At 65.3% G+C, this 15,447-nt stretch carries 18 protein-coding genes; 6 read left to right on the top strand and 12 right to left on the bottom strand.

The features are described 5' to 3' along the window. The first annotated feature begins 48 nt into the window (after positions 1 to 48). Both ACQY5K_RS17605 and ACQY5K_RS17600 read left to right on the top strand, forming a co-directional pair. Positions 49 to 336, top strand: coding sequence for a DUF1330 domain-containing protein (locus ACQY5K_RS17605; protein ID WP_428118044.1), 288 nt, complete (start codon positions 49 to 51; stop codon positions 334 to 336). A 44-nt stretch (positions 337 to 380) separates the two neighbouring features. Beyond that, positions 381 to 767 (top strand): RidA family protein, encoded by a 387-nt coding sequence (locus ACQY5K_RS17600; protein WP_428118041.1) that lies wholly within the window; start codon positions 381 to 383, stop codon positions 765 to 767. A gap of 43 nt (positions 768 to 810) precedes the next feature. Here ACQY5K_RS17600 and ACQY5K_RS17595 read toward each other — a convergent pair whose 3' ends face one another. From ACQY5K_RS17595 to ACQY5K_RS17570, 6 genes are all read right to left on the bottom strand, one after another. Further along, a complete protein-coding gene (locus ACQY5K_RS17595) occupies positions 811 to 1,617 on the bottom strand; it encodes a 2-keto-4-pentenoate hydratase (RefSeq protein WP_428118038.1) in 807 nt (268 codons plus the stop codon). A gap of 124 nt (positions 1,618 to 1,741) precedes the next feature. Then, on the bottom strand, positions 1,742 to 2,134 hold the full coding sequence (locus ACQY5K_RS17590; RefSeq protein ID WP_428118035.1) for a PIN domain-containing protein: 393 nt from the start codon (positions 2,132 to 2,134) through the stop codon (positions 1,742 to 1,744). Next, the gene (locus tag ACQY5K_RS17585; RefSeq protein WP_428118033.1) at positions 2,131 to 2,394 is read right to left on the bottom strand and encodes an AbrB/MazE/SpoVT family DNA-binding domain-containing protein; all 264 of its coding nucleotides are present in this window, start codon (positions 2,392 to 2,394) and stop codon (positions 2,131 to 2,133) included. Before ACQY5K_RS17585 ends, ACQY5K_RS17590 begins: the two co-directional genes overlap by 4 nt. A 147-nt stretch (positions 2,395 to 2,541) precedes the next feature. Continuing rightward, positions 2,542 to 3,183, bottom strand: coding sequence for a nitroreductase family protein (locus ACQY5K_RS17580; RefSeq protein WP_428118031.1), 642 nt, complete (start codon positions 3,181 to 3,183; stop codon positions 2,542 to 2,544). Between the two features lie 152 nt (positions 3,184 to 3,335). After that, positions 3,336 to 4,496, bottom strand: a complete 1,161-nt coding sequence (locus ACQY5K_RS17575; RefSeq protein WP_428118030.1) for a hypothetical protein — start codon at positions 4,494 to 4,496, stop codon at positions 3,336 to 3,338. Positions 4,497 to 4,642: 146 nt separating this feature from the next. Next, entirely contained in the window at positions 4,643 to 6,010 is a 1,368-nt protein-coding gene (locus tag ACQY5K_RS17570) for a hypothetical protein (RefSeq protein WP_428118028.1), read from the bottom strand. Between the two features lie 260 nt (positions 6,011 to 6,270). Here ACQY5K_RS17570 and ACQY5K_RS17565 point away from each other — a divergent pair, with 260 nt between their 5' ends. Both ACQY5K_RS17565 and ACQY5K_RS17560 read left to right on the top strand, forming a co-directional pair. Next, complete coding sequence (locus ACQY5K_RS17565) at positions 6,271 to 6,741, top strand: phosphoribosyltransferase (RefSeq protein WP_428122744.1); 471 nt, start codon at positions 6,271 to 6,273, stop codon at positions 6,739 to 6,741. 83 nt (positions 6,742 to 6,824) lie between these two features. Then, the gene (locus ACQY5K_RS17560; protein ID WP_428118026.1) at positions 6,825 to 7,991 is read left to right on the top strand and encodes an MFS transporter; all 1,167 of its coding nucleotides are present in this window, start codon (positions 6,825 to 6,827) and stop codon (positions 7,989 to 7,991) included. 33 nt (positions 7,992 to 8,024) lie between these two features. Here ACQY5K_RS17560 and ACQY5K_RS17555 read toward each other — a convergent pair whose 3' ends face one another. Genes ACQY5K_RS17555 through ACQY5K_RS17545 form a run of 3 tightly spaced genes read right to left on the bottom strand, consistent with a single transcriptional unit; the run spans position 8,025 to position 10,566 of the window. Continuing rightward, positions 8,025 to 8,996: a cation diffusion facilitator family transporter gene (locus tag ACQY5K_RS17555; protein ID WP_428118024.1), complete on the bottom strand. Its 972-nt coding sequence runs from the start codon at positions 8,994 to 8,996 to the stop codon at positions 8,025 to 8,027. A gap of 20 nt (positions 8,997 to 9,016) precedes the next feature. Continuing rightward, positions 9,017 to 9,550 carry a Fur family transcriptional regulator gene (locus ACQY5K_RS17550; RefSeq protein ID WP_428118022.1) on the bottom strand — a complete coding sequence of 178 codons (534 nt, stop codon included), beginning with the start codon at positions 9,548 to 9,550 and terminating at the stop codon, positions 9,017 to 9,019. After that, on the bottom strand, positions 9,547 to 10,566 hold the full coding sequence (locus ACQY5K_RS17545; protein ID WP_428118020.1) for a metal ABC transporter ATP-binding protein: 1,020 nt from the start codon (positions 10,564 to 10,566) through the stop codon (positions 9,547 to 9,549). Before ACQY5K_RS17545 ends, ACQY5K_RS17550 begins: the two co-directional genes overlap by 4 nt. Before the next feature lie 17 nt (positions 10,567 to 10,583). Between ACQY5K_RS17545 and ACQY5K_RS17540 the strand changes: the two genes are divergently transcribed. Both ACQY5K_RS17540 and ACQY5K_RS17535 read left to right on the top strand, forming a co-directional pair. Next, on the top strand, positions 10,584 to 11,552 hold the full coding sequence (locus tag ACQY5K_RS17540; RefSeq protein WP_428118018.1) for a metal ABC transporter substrate-binding protein: 969 nt from the start codon (positions 10,584 to 10,586) through the stop codon (positions 11,550 to 11,552). A gap of 28 nt (positions 11,553 to 11,580) precedes the next feature. Continuing rightward, positions 11,581 to 12,492, top strand: a complete 912-nt coding sequence (locus ACQY5K_RS17535; protein WP_428118016.1) for a metal ABC transporter permease — start codon at positions 11,581 to 11,583, stop codon at positions 12,490 to 12,492. 68 nt (positions 12,493 to 12,560) lie between these two features. On the opposite strand, the gene ACQY5K_RS17530 is transcribed toward ACQY5K_RS17535, so the two are convergent. The 3 genes from ACQY5K_RS17530 to ACQY5K_RS17520 all read right to left on the bottom strand — a co-directional run bounded on the left by ACQY5K_RS17530 (position 12,561) and on the right by ACQY5K_RS17520 (position 15,241). After that, positions 12,561 to 13,445, bottom strand: coding sequence for an SDR family NAD(P)-dependent oxidoreductase (locus ACQY5K_RS17530; RefSeq protein WP_428118014.1), 885 nt, complete (start codon positions 13,443 to 13,445; stop codon positions 12,561 to 12,563). Between the two features lie 28 nt (positions 13,446 to 13,473). Next, a complete protein-coding gene (locus ACQY5K_RS17525; RefSeq protein ID WP_419920745.1) occupies positions 13,474 to 14,610 on the bottom strand; it encodes a nitronate monooxygenase in 1,137 nt (378 codons plus the stop codon). A gap of 100 nt (positions 14,611 to 14,710) precedes the next feature. After that, the gene (locus ACQY5K_RS17520) at positions 14,711 to 15,241 is read right to left on the bottom strand and encodes a hypothetical protein (RefSeq protein WP_428118011.1); all 531 of its coding nucleotides are present in this window, start codon (positions 15,239 to 15,241) and stop codon (positions 14,711 to 14,713) included. Between the last annotated feature and the right edge of the window lie 206 nt (positions 15,242 to 15,447).

Here is a 15,447-nt window from a genome sequence, read left to right as displayed (position 1 = left end):
ACGACCCGGTTTCAGAGCAAGTCCGGCACCTGCACCGAAAGGAACATCGTGGCTGCATACGTCATCACGCGGGTCAACGTCACCGATCCGGACCAGTACGAGAAATACAAGGCGCTGTCGCCGGCCGCTGTCGCCGAGTGCGGCGGGAAATTCATCGTGCGCGGGGGCGAGTCGGTGACCCTCGAGGGCCCCGAGGAGAACCGGCGCCTCGTCGTATTGGAATTCCCCGACATGGACTCGGCGAAGGAGTTCTACGACTCCGAGAAGTACCGCCACGCCCGCGATGTCCGGGCTGGTGCCGCCGAATTTCAGATGGTCGTCGTCCAAGGCGCTTAAGCCGGCCGCCAGACCAAGCAACCAGTACCGAGGAGCAAGCAACCATGGCACGCAAGTCGATTGAGATCGAGAGCTTCCAACACGCAAACCCGATTCCCGCTGCGACGCGGATCGGACCGCTGGTGGTGTCCAGCATCACACCGCCCACCAATCCAGGGTCGCGGGATGTCCCCGACAGCCTGGAGGAGCAGATCGACAACCTGTTCACACATGTGGGTCAGATGCTCACCGGCGCCGGTGCCACCTGGGACGACATGGCGAAGATGACGTTCTACGTCACCGATCCTGCGGCGTCACGCCCGGCGCTGAACGGGCCGTGGGTAGAGCGCTTTCCCGACCCGGACTCGCGGCCGTCCCGTTACAACATGAAGGTGGAAGGCAGCGGGCCCGTCAAGATCTCCTGCGACTTCATGGCCTACGTCGAGGACTGAGCTGGCGAGCCTCGGGCTTCGGGTTCTCCGAAGCCGCTGAGTCTCAGGCTTCGGGCTGCCCTACTCCGAAGCTGATCTGGCCGAGGGGGCCGAAGTCGGCGACGACGGCGTCGCCGGGGCGGATCGTTCGGGCTCGGATGAACGAGCCCGACAAGATCGCGTGACCGGCTGACATCGTGACGCCGAACTCGTCGAGCTTGCGAGCCAGCCAGGCCACCGAGTTGAGCGGGTTGCCCATGACGGCCGCCGCGGTGCCGGACTCTTCGAGGTCGCCGTTGAGGTACAGCGCGCCGCCGATGTGCCGGATGTCGATGTCGGTGAGCTCGGTCGGGCGACCGCCCACGATGATGAAACCGCACGAGGCAGCGTCGGCGATGCTGTCGACCACGCCGGCCTGGGTGCTGCGGCGGTTGTAACGCCGGTCCACCACCTCGATGGCGGGCAGGATGAAGTCGGTGGCGCGCATCACGTCGATGGCGTTGGTGTCCGGGCCGCCGAGGTCGGACTTGAGCACGAAGACGATCTCGATCTCCACCAGCGGCACATTCAGGATCGACGCGGGCACGACGGAGCCCTCGTCAAGGAACCAGTCGTCGAACAGCGTTCCGTAGTCGGGCTCGGTGGCGCCGGAGGTCGAACGCATGGCCTTTGATGTGAGGCCCACCTTGTAACCCTTGATGACCCGACCGGCCGCGACTTTGGCGTCGGTAACGTACTGGCCGATGGCGTAGGCGTCTTCGTTGTCGGCACCCGGGTAGGTGTCGGTGATCGGATCGATCCACTCGCGGGTGTTCTCGGCATGCAGCAACGCCGCAGCTGCTTCCCGCCGCTGCTGGTCGGTCATCGCCATGTCGCACTCCCCTTCTCGGGCCCCAATGCGCGTCTCGTCGCCGGCCGACGAGAACGCTAGAGCTTCCACTGGCCCGCCCATCGACCGACGGCGCTGTTGTCTCGTGTCTCGACTCGGTTGGGTTCTACGGCTCGACTCGCTCGACGGTGGGCACCCGGTCGATACCGCGATCGAATGAAGCAATTCTGCCAATGCCGGATTCCTCTGCCGAAGCCACGAGGTAGGCATCTGCGAATGCCAGACGGTATGTCTCGTAGATCTCGATGGAGCGAAACAGCACCGCGGGATCTTCTACCTGAAGCGCACCCGTGGCCAACACACCTCGAGTCAACTCGGCCACGCGTGCACGCGGCATTGCATAGAACGACTGGAGCACAAAGATCGTTTCGGCCAGAATCAAATCCGGCAGCAGCAGTGTCTCTCCAGAGGCCAGCAGCCGTGCAGATGCGGCTGCGGACTCAGGCGGGCTCCCTGTGAGCTGACGAACGAGGACGTTGGTGTCGACGAACGCCGTCACGACTCGTCGATATCCATTGCCTCGCGTGCCCAGGCTTCATGGGCCTGTGCAAGCACTTCTTCCCACGGTATGTCGCGCTTCTCCGGGGGTACCTCCACGCTTCCTGCGAGTTCGATGAGATCGGGGATGCGCTGCATGACCGCCCGTTCAGACTCGATCCTGAACAACACGGCATCGCCCGGATTGATTCCCAGCGCGTCGCGGACTCTCTTGGGAATGGTCACCTGCCCCTTGGAGGTAACCCGCGCCATGATTTGCATGTCGGTTTCCTTACCATTTTCAAGAAGTAAGGAAACACTACTTGCGGCTAGTGCATTGGCGCGTGGCATGTGCCAGTCCTAATGCGCCGTTTCACCTATTTCTAGTGATTTTCGCGCTGGCGGCACACGAGGCTGCTGGGGAACGGGCTAGTAGGTGGAGTCACCCCAGGTCTCGTTGAAGACGACCTCTGAGAGCGGCAGGCGGTCGAGCTTGCGGGGGAACGGCGTGGACCGGTAGCCGACGGCGATGTGAGCTGCGGTGGCCACGCCCTCGGGGATGTTCAGCATCTCGGCGACCTGCGGCTCGTACATGCACAGCAGCGTGGTGAGCGCCGTGCCAAGGCCGGCCTCGCGGCAGCCGAGCAGGAAGTTCTGCACTGCGGGGTAGATCGAGCCGCCGCCCACGATGCTCAGGCGGCCCAGCTCGGTGTCGGTGGGATGCACCCCGTCGATGTAGCCGCATGCCACGACGATGGCCGGCACCTCTGCGAAGTGCTCGGCGAAGTAGTCGGCGCTGTCGAGCAGGCGCTTCGCCTTGTCTCCGACAATCTCGATGTCGCCGGAACGAGCCAGCCCCAGGTACGCCTTCCACGGTTCCAGGTACCACTCCTGCAGTTGCCGCTTCTTGTCGTCATCTCGCACGACGATGAACCGCACCGGCTGGCGGTTGCCGCCCTGGGGTGCGTGTCGGGCATAGTCGAACGCCTGCTCCAGCGTCTCATCGGACACCGGGTCGTCGGTGTAATACCGAGTCGTCATCGACGTGAGTGCTGCTTCGCCTAGTTCCATGGGTTTCCTCACTTCTGGGGTCTTGCCGTTGCCAGTCCGGCGACGGCGCCACAGTAGCTACCGCACAAGGAGACGATCTCCCCGGGCGGGTACGTCAGGCCAGGCATGCGAGGCGGCCGACGAACAGGGCAACTACTGCCAGCCCGCCATCATCAGGTCGACGATGCGGGGCTACTGAGTAGTTCGAGCACCGCGCGTTTGCCGTCGACTCCGAGTAGCTGAATTCCGTACTCGAAGTCCCAGACGCCGGTCGACGCGTCGAGTGCCCTATAGATGTGGAGCGCCACGCGACGGACACTGTCAAAATCTGTCAGCCAACCGTGCTCGTCAGCACACTCTTGGAGTTCCCCGGAATTCGTGTCGATGTGCTGGAACCATCGCTCCATCGCAGCGGGTGCGAGTAGCGAGTCAGACTTGCTGCTGTTGACGCTCGGCGTGGTCATGACAAAGTTCTCTATTTGAGATAGACGTGCCCGTGACCATGGCACCACATGGTCCAAGGAACCGCCGGCCTTTGGCAACCGAATGTCCGTAAAGATGCATTGTCCCCGTTGGATCTCGACGAGACCCTGACGCATCTTCGGCGACGGCATGATTCGGTCGCGGCCGAACAGGTGGGAATAGACATCGTCGATCGGCAACTGGAGCGTCTCGCGGTTGATCCTCATGACCGCCTGGGCGAATCTGAACTCAATCAACGGACGGAGCACACCTGCGAATCGTGTGAGGCTCCGAGCAACACCTGGAAGAAATGTGAGCGCTGACTTGTCACTTGTCACGTCATACAAGAACGGTTCGGGGTCTCCCGGAAGTCGCTGAAGCAGTCGTACCGGATTTCTCAACAGGTTTGCTCGGACCTTTGCGAGCGCCGTTTCGTACGCCTCCTTCCATTCGGATTGCAGGTCGGTGCCGTCCAACCTTCGCTCGACGATCTCGAGTGGCTTTTCCCGGAGATCGCCACAGTCACCGCATTCCAGCAGCTCCCTGAGCCCATGGATCTCCTGCATGACAGTTGTGTCATCGGCGACGGTGCCGTCGCTGCGCCTCTTGCGTGCCGAGCTCTGACGCAGAGTGACTGTTCTGCCGCCGTAGGGGTACGGGCGGGCGTGCTCCCAGTGAATCTCCAGGTAGCGCTGTGCAATCCGAGTCTGAGTGACGCTTGGCGCATCGCCTTCGAGTGCGGGTGCCAGATCGATGAGTGTGAGCAACAGCCCGAGCTTGTTGGTGCCCGTCATCGCAGCACGGTCGAGTATCTCCAAGATTCCCGGTATCGGGTCCAAACGCGCTGACCGTTCGGGTGTTGAAGAACTCACCCAAGCGACCGTAGCGCCAGCATTGGGGGCGGCCTTGTACCAAGCGCATGTGGTCGCCTCGCTCGTCTACTGGGTCACAGCCGAGATGGCCACGGCACCAGCACGACAGGACGACGCGCACACAAGCTCAGGTGAACCGACGCGGCTTACGCGAAGTCGAAGATCGGCGGGAAGGCCACTACGACCACTGCCGCCCATGCGGCGTAGACGCCGAAGTGGGCCGTCTGCCAGCGCACGATGTCGGCGAACGATCGCTGCCGGCGCCACAGCGCGATGTACAGCCACACGCTTCCGGCCAGATTCACCAACAAGATGGCATTGACGCCAGCGATGGCGGTTCGATTTGGGCTCCATCCATAGTCCGCAATCCGCCCGAGAATGGCGATGAACGTGATCACGTTGGTGGCAAGCCCCGCCGCCGCGAGCACTCCCGAAGCGGCGTCGAACAGGCCTAACCGGGCATCAGCGCGCCGAGCGGCGGCGGAGAACAACAGCAGGCCGACGACGAGCCCGAGGATCACGTTGAACGTGATGAGGACCTCGCGATCGCCTTGGATGCTCTGACCGCTGGCCGGCAGGGCGATCAGGAACACGACCAGCATCACCGCGAACAGCGGCGTGAAGATGAACGCCAGCATCGACGAGATCCTCGAGACCGCGCCCTGCCACACTTCGACGAGCCACGCAGTGACAACCACCGCTCCAGCAGCGCCAGCGGTGGCTGCCCACTGGAGGGCCGTGCCGGGATAGAAGCCGATCGCTATGAATGCGCCAGCGGCCAGTCCCAAGAACACGCCGCCGCCCAATGCGATCAAGACGTAGTACACGACCCACTCGCCGCTGAAGCGCACGTAGTCGTTCCTGCGGCTTGGCGAGCGCCAGTCTTTGCCGAGATAGGCGAGCCCGACGACAAGCCAGAGCAGCACCAACAGGTGGAACACCGCAAGCACCTCGGTCACCGGGGTGCCTCGGTCTGAGCTGAACGGGTATGAGTTCATGACCACGGTGGTTGCCCCGAACACCCCTGCGAGCACCACATAGACCCATCTCGGGGGGCGCTGACGCCAGGCGAACCATCCGGCCAGGGCGGGCAGCACCAGCACTCCCAGGTTGCGGCCGTAGAAGCTGCCGTCTTCGCCGTCACCGAGTTCCAAGCCGAACAACACTGGGACCCTGACTGCTACCGCAGCTGCGACCGCAAAACAAGCCATGACCCAGATGTCTTGCCGGCCGCGACCTCGACGAGCGGGTACCACGCCGTCGGGGGCTAGTGATGCAACTGCGATCTCAGATTCAGCGACTTCCGTTGAGGATTCGGGCTCGGAATCATCCCACAGTCCGGCGAAATGCTCTCTCGCGAACGACCGAACCTCCGGATCACTCAGAGCCAGCCGCCTGACGGCAACCAGGAACGCCTCGTCCTCCGACAACCCTGCCCGTCCGAGCGACTGAAGCTCATCCGACAGGCGCGCGCTCAACTCCTCTTCAGTGATGCTGCGGTGCGATTCAGCCATCTAACGAGCCGGACTCCGAAAGCGTTCGCGCTCGTGCCAACGGCAGTTCCGTACGGCGACGCAGTCGTCGCTTGTGCGGGGTACTCGAAGTTCCCGGCCACTGTCCGACACGTTCGACAGCGTATGCCTGCCTCTGGGTGTGTACGGGATGGCTCAGTCGTGTATGCGTGGGCGGAGCGCGCCTAGCGTGCGGACACGACAGTGGCGACAGCCTGGGAGGGCGCGTGAGCGAGGCGACGGACGCGGAAGAGCGGGAAGTGATGGACTGGCGCGGGTACGGGGTGGCCGTGCGCGAGCTGGCGCAGGCGATTGCCGACGACGGCTACCGGCCCGAGATGATCTTGGCTATTGCCCGGGGCGGTTTGTTCTGCGCTGGGTCGCTGGGCTACGTGCTGTCGGTCAAGAACATCTACGTCATGAACTGCGAGTACTACACCGGCGTCGACGAGCGTCTCGAAGTGCCGATCATGCTGCCGCCCACGCCCGATCTCGTCGACCACCGCGACTCGGACATCCTCATCGCCGACGACGTGGCCGACACCGGCCACACCCTCAAGATGGTCTACGACTTCTGCCTGCCGCGGGTGCGCAGCGTCCGCACCGCCGTTCTGTACGAGAAGCCGTGGTCCACGGTCGACTGCGACTGGGTTTGGCGCCACACCGACCGCTGGATTAACTTCCCCTGGTCAACCGAACCCCCGATCGTCACTGACGAGCAGGCTCGCGCCTGAGCTCGACGCCATCGTCCTCCGGCGCTCCAGCCGAAACCCCGCGGTCGCGCGGCAGCGTCGGCGAGCGCGAGTTCATCCTGCTCATGGCACTCGCGAGCGCCATGGCGGCGATCGCCATCGACACGCTGCTGCCCGCATTCGAGCAGATGCGACCCGCCTTCGGGCTCGACTCTGATTCCACTCGCCTCTCGCTCACACTCACCCTGTTCTTCGCTGGCATGGCAGTGGGCACCCTTTTCTACGGTCCGCTGGCCGACGCCATCGGTCGCAAGCCGCTGTTGTTCGTCAGCTTGGGGCTCTATGCGGCGGCCGCCGTGGTGGGAGCACTGGCGCCATCGCTAGAGGTGCTGCTGGCCAGCCGGTTCGTGTGGGGCTTTGCCGCCGCAGGTCCGCGCACACTCACCCAGGCAATCGTGCGCGACCGCTTCAGCGGCACGGCCATGGCCCGGGCGATGACGCTCATCCAGACCGCTTTCTTCCTTGGGCCGATCCTCGCACCGATCCTCGGCAAGGGCCTCGTGGCTCTGGGATCGTGGCGCTACGTCATGGTCTTCGGCGCCGTGAGCGCAGGTGTGCTGGCGCTGTGGTCGCTACGGCTGCCCGAGACGCTCGCTGAGGAGAATCGCCGGCCGCTGACCGTCGGCAACACGGTCGCCGGCTTTCGCAGCGTGATCGCCAACCGCACGACCCTCGGGTACACGCTGGCGGTCACGTTCGGATTCGGCGCGTTCTTCTCGTTCCTGGCCAGTTCCGAACTGATCTTCGTCGACGTGTACAGCCGGCCCAGCTGGTTCGTTCCCTACTTCTCGACGATGAGCACGATCGCCGCGGGCGTGTCGGTCATGACCAACCGGATGCTGCGCCGGGTCGAAGCAGGTCCGCTCGCACTCAGATCTGGCGTCGCGCTTGTGGTCACATCGGGCGCGTTGCTCGCGGCCACTGCGGCAGCGAGCGGACTGCCCAGGATCGGAGTGTGGATCCTGCTCTTCAGCCTCGCAAACGCCTCGTTCATCGGGTTCTTTCCGGTGGCCATCAGCCTGGCGCTCGAACCGATGGGCGCGATGGCTGGCACGGCCGCAGCGGTCGTGGGTTTCTGCACGACAGGGGTCGGCGCAGTGCTCGCCGCCATCACCGATCGAGCGATCGACGGCGACGTGATGCCGATCGGCGTGAGCTACTTCGTCTACGGCGTGCTCGCCCTCGCCTGCCAACTGTGGGCTCGGCGCGAAACGAGGCGCGCCGCCGTCTGAGATCCGGCGCAGCCTGCCCGAACGTGGGGCCTGCTAGGTCCGCTGGCGGTCCAGGTGGTGATCTTCGGTGCAGGCATCCTCAGACGTCTCCAACTGCAGGGTGACGTGTGAGATGCCGTGGCGGTCTTTCGCGATCCGCCGCAGCTCGCCCAGAACCTCGTTGTGGTCGGCGTCGTGGTCCGGATCGGTGAGCACGTGGGCGCTCATCGAGACATAGCCGGAAGTAACGGCCCAGACGTGGATGTCGTGCATCACGGTGACGCCGGGAACGCGTTCCATATCGGCGCACAGGGCTTCGAGGTCGACATCTCTGGGCACGCCGTCGATCAGCACTTCGAACACCGAGGCGGCCAGCTTCCATGAGCTCAGCACGATGAGCACGGCGATCAGGACGCTGATCGCCGGATCGACCCACCACCAGCCGAAGATCAGAATCACTGCGGCGGAGACCATCACGGCGACCGAGACCATGAGGTCCGCCAGCACGTGCCGGAACGCCGCCTCCACATTGAGGCTGTGGGCTGAAGAGCCGCGCAACAGGAACGCCGCCGCGATGTTGACCAGCAGGCCGATGCCGCCGACAAGCAGCACCCAGCCCGCGGCGACTTCGACAGGCTCTCCGCCGAACCCATCGATGAAGCGCCCAATGGCTGCCCAGCCGATCCACGCTGCGACCGCCCACAACAACAGCGCATTGGCCGCTGCCGCGAGCACCTCGGCACGCTCGAAACCGAAGGTGCGCTTCATCGACGCCGGACGCCCAGCGACCCATGTGGCCGCCAACGCGAGTCCGATCGCGGCGGTATCAGTGAAGGCGTGGCCGGCGTCGGCCGCCAACGTCAGGCTCCCGGACACCACAGCGCCGACGACCTCGGCAGCCACGATCGTGATCGTCAGAACGAACGCGACCTTCAACCGCCGACGCGACACCTCGCGCAAGTCGTGATGATGCTGCTGTGAGATGCGGCTCAGCCTATGGCAGGTGTGCCGAATGGCCGGGCGCACCCTCGGTCATGCCGCCAGACTCAGCGGGCCGCTTCACAGTCGGCACACCGTCCGTAGAGGTCCAGATTGTGGCGCAATGGTGTAAAGCCCGACCCGCTCGCGGCAGTCGCGAGCGCTTCGTCGATGCGTGTTTCGAAACTGGCGTCGAGTTCGATGTCGGAGATCGCGCCGCAGGCCACGCAGATCAGGTGATGGTGATGACCCAGCAGCGACTCGGCCAGCTCGAAATACGCACGATCGCCCCCGGTCTCGAGCCGATGCACCACGCCGCAGCGCTCGAGCGCCTCGAGATTTCGATACGCCGTGCTGCGCGCCAAGTCGGGTGCCATCGACTCGATATCGGGCAACCGCACCGGCCTCGCGGCCGCGGCCAGCGCCTCTATGAGTTGCCGCCGGCCGTCGGTGTAACGCTGATCGGCTTCTCGCAGTCGCGCCGCAACGCTGTCGTGCAATTCGCCGAGATCTCTCGCCACGGCCGCGTCCGCGGACTGCTCCGTCACGGCCGCGTCCGCGGACTGCTCCGTCACGGCCGCGTCCGCGGACTGCTTCGTCACGGCCGCGTCCGCGGCCCGAGCAACCGCTCCGATTCCTCGGCGATGTGGCTGGCGAGGCCGAAATCGGAGTCGCGCATCGGACCCTGTTCTTCGAGGACCAGCAGCGACGACGTGTCGTCACCCTCGCCGAACTCCAGCCGGGTCACTGCATTGGCTCCGAACGCGGCGGCCATATTCTCCTCGTTGAGCACCTCTTCGGGCCTGCCGTCTGCGATCACGGCGCCTTTGAGCAGCACAATCCGTTCGCACAGACGCGCCTCGCTGAGATGGTGCGTCGACAGCACGACGAGCTTGTTGCGCATGCGCTCGGCGTCGACGACTTCGAGGACGATGTCCTGGCTGGGGATGTCCAGACCGGTGATCGGCTCGTCGAGCAGAAGGCAGTCCGATTGCGACGCCAGCGCCGCCGCGATGAGAACCCGCTGGCGCTGCCCGCCCGAGAGCTGACCGAACGAGCGCTTGCGCAGGTCTGCCACCTTGAGGCGCTCGGCGGCGATGTCCATCGCGTCCCTGTCCTGTTTGCGCATCCTCCCCAGCAGTCCCCGCTCGCGGAACCTGCCGATCATGAGCACTTCGCTGACGGTCATCGGCATGAACGCATGCGGGTGGTGGTGCTGGCTGACGTAGCCGACCGTGACGTCATAGTCCTTGCGAACGGTGCCGGAGGTGGGCGACAGCAAGCCGCCGAGCAGGCGCAGCAGCGTGGTCTTGCCCGAACCATTCGAGCCCATCAACGCCACTGCGGCTCCGGAGTCGAATCTCATCGAGTCGATGTCGAGCACTGAGCGGCTGCCGAACGACACTGTGACGTCGTCGAGTGTGAACACGTCAGCGCCGCCTTTTCTGCGGATGCGTCCTGCGGCGACACGAACCGGTCGGATCCGGCCGGGCCAGCTCTTTGCAGATGAGAATGAGTCCCAGTATATTCCCGACCGTGCGGAATTCCGGCAGTGCAGCGTTCCGCTCGCCTCGAATCGAGCCGCATCGGAGCCATCGCTGGCGAACTCGCCGGCCACGCCTGCTGTTGACGCTTGTGGCCCTTGCTGTTGTGCTGCCAACTGCCTGTGCCAGCAGCAACGGCGACGACTCAGGCGACGGCCCCGGCGCAGACCTGCCGACCATCGTTGCAACCACCGACATCTGGGCCGATGTAACCCAGAACATCGCCTGCGGCGGCGTCGTGAATGTCGTGACCCTGACGCCTCCAGGTACCGATCCGCACACCTACGAACCGTCGCTGGCCGACCGCGCGACGGTGGCCAACGCCGGCCTCGTCGTGGCGAACGGCCTCGGGCTCGAGGCGTCATTGCTTGACACACTCGAAGCCGTCGAGGAATCGGGAACACCGGTTTTCCGCGTCGGCGACCATCTCGATGCGATCACCGCCGCCGATGACGCCGGGGAACCCGAAGACGCCGGGGACCACCCCGAGGACGAGGCAGACGAACACGACCACGCCGCGGGCGCCGACCCCCACTTCTGGTTCGATCCGGTCCGCGTCTTGGGAACCCTCGAGGCGCTCGCCGTCGCGATCGCCGACGCCACAGCCATCGCCGAATCCGACATCGAAGCCTGCCTGGCGAGCTACACCACCGAACTCGAGACTGCCCACGCCCAGATCGTCGACATTGTGGCTGGCTTGGCGCCGCAGCAACGGGTGCTGGTCACCAACCACGACTCGTTGAGCTACTTCGCAGACCGCTACGGCTTCCGGGTAGTGGGCACGGTGCTCCCCGCAGCGACCTCGGCCGCCGAGGCCAGTATCGCCCACCTCGAAGAACTCGCCGAGATCATCGAGCGAGAAGGCGTGACGGCGATCTTCGGCGAGATGGCCCACACCTCCGCAACTGTCGATTCGCTGGCCAGCCAAGTCGGCGACGTCGAAGTCGTCGTCCTGGTCACCGACGGGCTCGGACCCGCTGGCAGCCCCAACGGCACCTACATCGAACTGCTGGTGACGAACGCCGAGACCGTCGTGGCTGCGCTGGCGTCGGACGGCTGAGCGCCGCAATGCAGCCACGGGGAGCGACGTGGAGTTCCTGACCGACCCGATCGCGTGGTGGATTGAGCCATTCACGAACAACGTCTTCATGCAACGGGCGCTGTGGGCCGCGCTGCTCGCGGTGCTGACCACGTCGGTCGTGGGGACATGGGTCGTGCTGCGCGGCATGACCTTGTTGGGTGACGCGTTCGCGCACGGCGTGCTGCCCGGCATCGCGCTCGCGTACATCATCGGCTTCAGCACCACGCTCGGTGCATTGGCGGCTGCGCTGCTCATCGTGGGCGGCATCAACCTGATCCGCAACTTCTCGCCGCTGTCCGAAGACACCTCCATCGGCGTGCTCTTCGTCGGTTTCCTGGCGCTCGCAGTGGTGATCATGTCCAGCGGCGCCGGTGCTTACTCGGGCGATCTGACGCGATTCTTGTTCGGGTCGATCACCGGTATCGACGGTGGAGATCTCCGCCGTCAGGCCATCGCCGCCGCGATCTCGGTCGGCGCAACAGTGGTCCTGCACCGGGCCCTGTTCGTAACGACATTCGACGAGGCCCAAGCTCGGCTCGCCGGAATGCGGCCCAGGCTGGCGCACGCTGCGCTGCTGACGCTGCTCGCTATCGCCATCGTCTCGTCGTTCGAGGCAGTCGGCAGCCTGCTGGTGTTTGCGTTCTTGGTCGCCCCCGCCGCAACTGCGAGCCTGCTGGTGCGACGCGTGCCGCGCATCATGATGACCGCCGTCGGCCTTGGCGCTGTCGCAGCGATCATCGGCCTGCTCGTCAGCTATCACCATGGCACCGCGGCAGGCGCCACCATGGCGCTCGCAACCGTGGTCATGCTGCTGGTGACCCTGCTGGTCACCGGCGTCATCAGGGCGCTGCGCAGCTCCGCTAGCGATTCGGCCGCCGACTCAGAACAAACCGAGCTCGCGCCGCAGAACTCCCACTGACACTGACCGAATGCGCAGTCCGGCGACTGCGACGGCGCTCGGATTTCGCCGAGCGACCGCGGCCGGCGCTACTGCTCGCCGTCGGTGAAGCTCGACCGCAGGGTGGGGTTCTCAAGGTCGGCGAGCTGCTGATTGCGATGATTGACGTCTGCGAGCAGCTCGGGATGCGACAGCACCCAGAAACGACGCTCGTACATGGCCTCGATCACCTTGGCGGCGACGTTTGCCGGGTCCATGCCGCGCTCGAGCGCCGCTGCGATGTTGGCGTTGCGGCGGCGGGCGTCGGCCGTCTCGGTACGAGCCTCACCTGCGGGACGCTCTCGGCGCTGACGACGCAGTTCTTCAGGGCGGTTCCGCTGCGCCGTGGCGATGTTGGTGCGAACCACGCCGGGGCACAGCACAGACACGCCGACATCCGCGTTGTGGTCTCGCTGCATCTCTAGGTGCAGCGTCTCCATGATCGCCACGACGCCGTACTTGGCGGCGTTGTACGGGCCGAGGCCCGGCACCGCCATGAGCCCTGCCACCGACGCGGTGCTCATCACGTGGGATTCCTCAGCCTCGATCAGGTGCGGCAAGAAGTGGTGGATGCCATTGATCACACCCCACAGGCACACGTCGACAACCCACTTCCAGTCCACAAGCTGCTGGTTGCGGATCAGCCCTCCCCCGCCGACGCCGGCGTTGTTGCACACCATGTGCACCGCGCCGAAGCGGTCGAGGGTTGCCTGTGCCAGTGCGCCGACCGAATCGGAGCTGGTGACGTCGGTGACGACGCCCAGCGCCTCGACGCCGTGGGCAGCAACCTCGGCTTCCGCATCGCGCAGCGGGCCCTCTTCGATGTCGGCCAGCACGACATTGGCACCTTCGTCAGCAAAGCTCAGCGCCAGCGCTTTGCCGATTCCCGACGCCGATCCCGTCACCACCGCGACGCGTCCCTGCATGGTCTCCATGGCTGTTCCTTTCGTACGCGGCTGCGAGCTAGGAGTTGAGCTGCTCGAAGCGATCCATCACGTCGAGGTACTCGCTGATCATCTCTTCCACGACCCGCGTGGCCGAAATGGACTCGTTGAGCTGCCCGACCACCTGGCCGACGAAGTAGTTCGCCAGCTCGACGGCGCCCTTGTTGGAGGGGTTCATGGCTGCCCGGTCAATTCGGCGGCTGGCTGCGCCGATGAGCATCGGTTGCAGGGGCATGGGCAGCGTTCCCGGTGAATTCTCGCCTTCCCATTCGTCGGTCCACGCCGAGCGAAGCTGGCGGGCTGGCTTGCCGGTGCGAGAGCGCGACCGCAGCGTGTCGGACGATCCTGCGGCCAGGAACTTCTCCTTCACGATCGGGTGCGTCTCGGCCTCTTGGGTGGTGAGCCATACCGAGCCGCACCACACGCCCTGTGCGCCGAGTGCGAGTGCTGCAGCGACCTGGCGGCCGTTGCCGATGCCGCCCGCTGCGAGAACGGGCACCGGGGCAATGGCGTCGACCACCTCGGGCACCAGCACCATCGTGGCGATGTCGCCGGTGTGGCCACCGGCCTCGTGGCCCTGTGCGATGACGATGTCGACGCCGGCCGCCACGTGCCGCTCGGCGTGCACCTTCTTGCCGGCCAGCGCACCGACGAGCACGCCGTCCTCGTGTGCCCGCTCGATCATGTCCGGCGGTGGCGGTCCGAGTGCGTTCACGGCCAGCTTGATCGGATACGAGAACGCCACGTCCATGAGCGGCACCGCCTGGGCGTAGGTCATCGGCGGCTCGGAGTCGCCGGCGATTGCGCCCGGCGTGTCATCAGCGGGCAACGGCGGCACGTCGTAGCGCTCCATCATGTCGTCAAGGAATTGGCGATGCTGCGGCGGGATCATCGCCTTGAGGTCCTTCACCGACAGCTCGCCCTCGGTCTTGCCCTCGTATTTCGCCGGCACGATGATGTCCACGCCGAAGGGGCGGCCACCCACCTCGTCGACGATCCAGGCCATGTCGATGTCGAGCTGTTCGGGCGTGTGCCCCGCTGCGCCGAGCACGCCGAAGCCGCCCGCCTTGGTCACTGCCGCCACCACGTCCCGGCAATGGGTGAACGCCACGATCGGCACGTCGCAGCCCAGCGTCTCGCACAAAGGTGTCTTCATGCCCCGAAACTATCGGAACCCGCCGCCAGGGGGTCAGGGCACCCGGGCAATGAACACCCGGTGCGCACGACGAACCAACACCTCCGGTTCGTCACTGCCCTCAGTGGGATCCCACTAGCTCACCAGCACCGGATCGAAGTTCTCCACTGTCGGTGACCGTGAAAATCAAAGCCCGGGTTGCAAAGCCCGCAGCTCCGATGGTCATGCCTCGCAGTACGTCGCCACCCTCGAAGTACGCCAGTTCGGCGGGCGCCTCGCCGGGTCGATAGCGGGTGATGTGCGCCCCTCCCCCAATCAGGCCTTCTGCCCAAACGGCGCCGTCAGCGTCCACCGCATAGTCAACCGGGGTCTCGTCTGCGGACGATTTCTGCAACACCTCGGCGCTCCAGACGAGACCGTCGGACGACGTCAGCAGCCGCGTGTCGCTGTCGACGTTGCGCAGCACGAGCGCAAAGCCGCCTTGTGTTGCCGCCCCGGCTGCGATCCAGTCCTCATACTCAGCCACCTGGCTGAGCGAGGGGCCGTCGCCGGCGTACAGCCTGACGCGTACCTCGAAGCGCGCAGGATTCGCAAGACCCGACTCGAGCTGGCTCTGTGTAGCTATCACCATGCGGTCCCCGGACGTGAACACCCAACTGTCGCTCAGCCACTCCGAGTCGGGGGGCGTCTCGGCTGCCTCGGTCGCGGTGTGTCCGAGCTGTCCCCAGCGGCCTTAGCAAGTGCCGACGGAGCATCGTCGGCGGGCTGAGTGGTGCGCACGTCGGAAGCGGCCGGCGCGAATTCTTCGCCGGAAGTCGCCTCGCCGTTCGCACCGCTGCGATCTCCGGACTCGCCGCG

The organism is Candidatus Poriferisodalis sp. (genome assembly GCF_965262965.1).
In the GTDB taxonomy this organism is placed as follows: Bacteria; Actinomycetota; Acidimicrobiia; order Acidimicrobiales; family Poriferisodalaceae; genus Poriferisodalis.
This window is presented reverse-complemented; position numbering and strand designations above follow the sequence as displayed.

Coding starts and splice junctions, on each gene's coding strand:
- ACQY5K_RS17600 (WP_428118041.1), top strand. CDS start 381: ATGGCACGCAAGTCGATTGAGATCGAGAGCTTCCAACACGCAAACCCG.
- ACQY5K_RS17595 (WP_428118038.1), bottom strand. CDS start 1,617: ATGGCGATGACCGACCAGCAGCGGCGGGAAGCAGCTGCGGCGTTGCTG.
- ACQY5K_RS17585 (WP_428118033.1), bottom strand. CDS start 2,394: ATGCAAATCATGGCGCGGGTTACCTCCAAGGGGCAGGTGACCATTCCC.
- ACQY5K_RS17580 (WP_428118031.1), bottom strand. CDS start 3,183: ATGGAACTAGGCGAAGCAGCACTCACGTCGATGACGACTCGGTATTAC.
- ACQY5K_RS17570 (WP_428118028.1), bottom strand. CDS start 6,010: ATGGCTGAATCGCACCGCAGCATCACTGAAGAGGAGTTGAGCGCGCGC.
- ACQY5K_RS17565 (WP_428122744.1), top strand. CDS start 6,271: ATGGACTGGCGCGGGTACGGGGTGGCCGTGCGCGAGCTGGCGCAGGCG.
- ACQY5K_RS17560 (WP_428118026.1), top strand. CDS start 6,825: ATGGCACTCGCGAGCGCCATGGCGGCGATCGCCATCGACACGCTGCTG.
- ACQY5K_RS17530 (WP_428118014.1), bottom strand. CDS start 13,445: ATGGAGACCATGCAGGGACGCGTCGCGGTGGTGACGGGATCGGCGTCG.
- ACQY5K_RS17525 (WP_419920745.1), bottom strand. CDS start 14,610: ATGAAGACACCTTTGTGCGAGACGCTGGGCTGCGACGTGCCGATCGTG.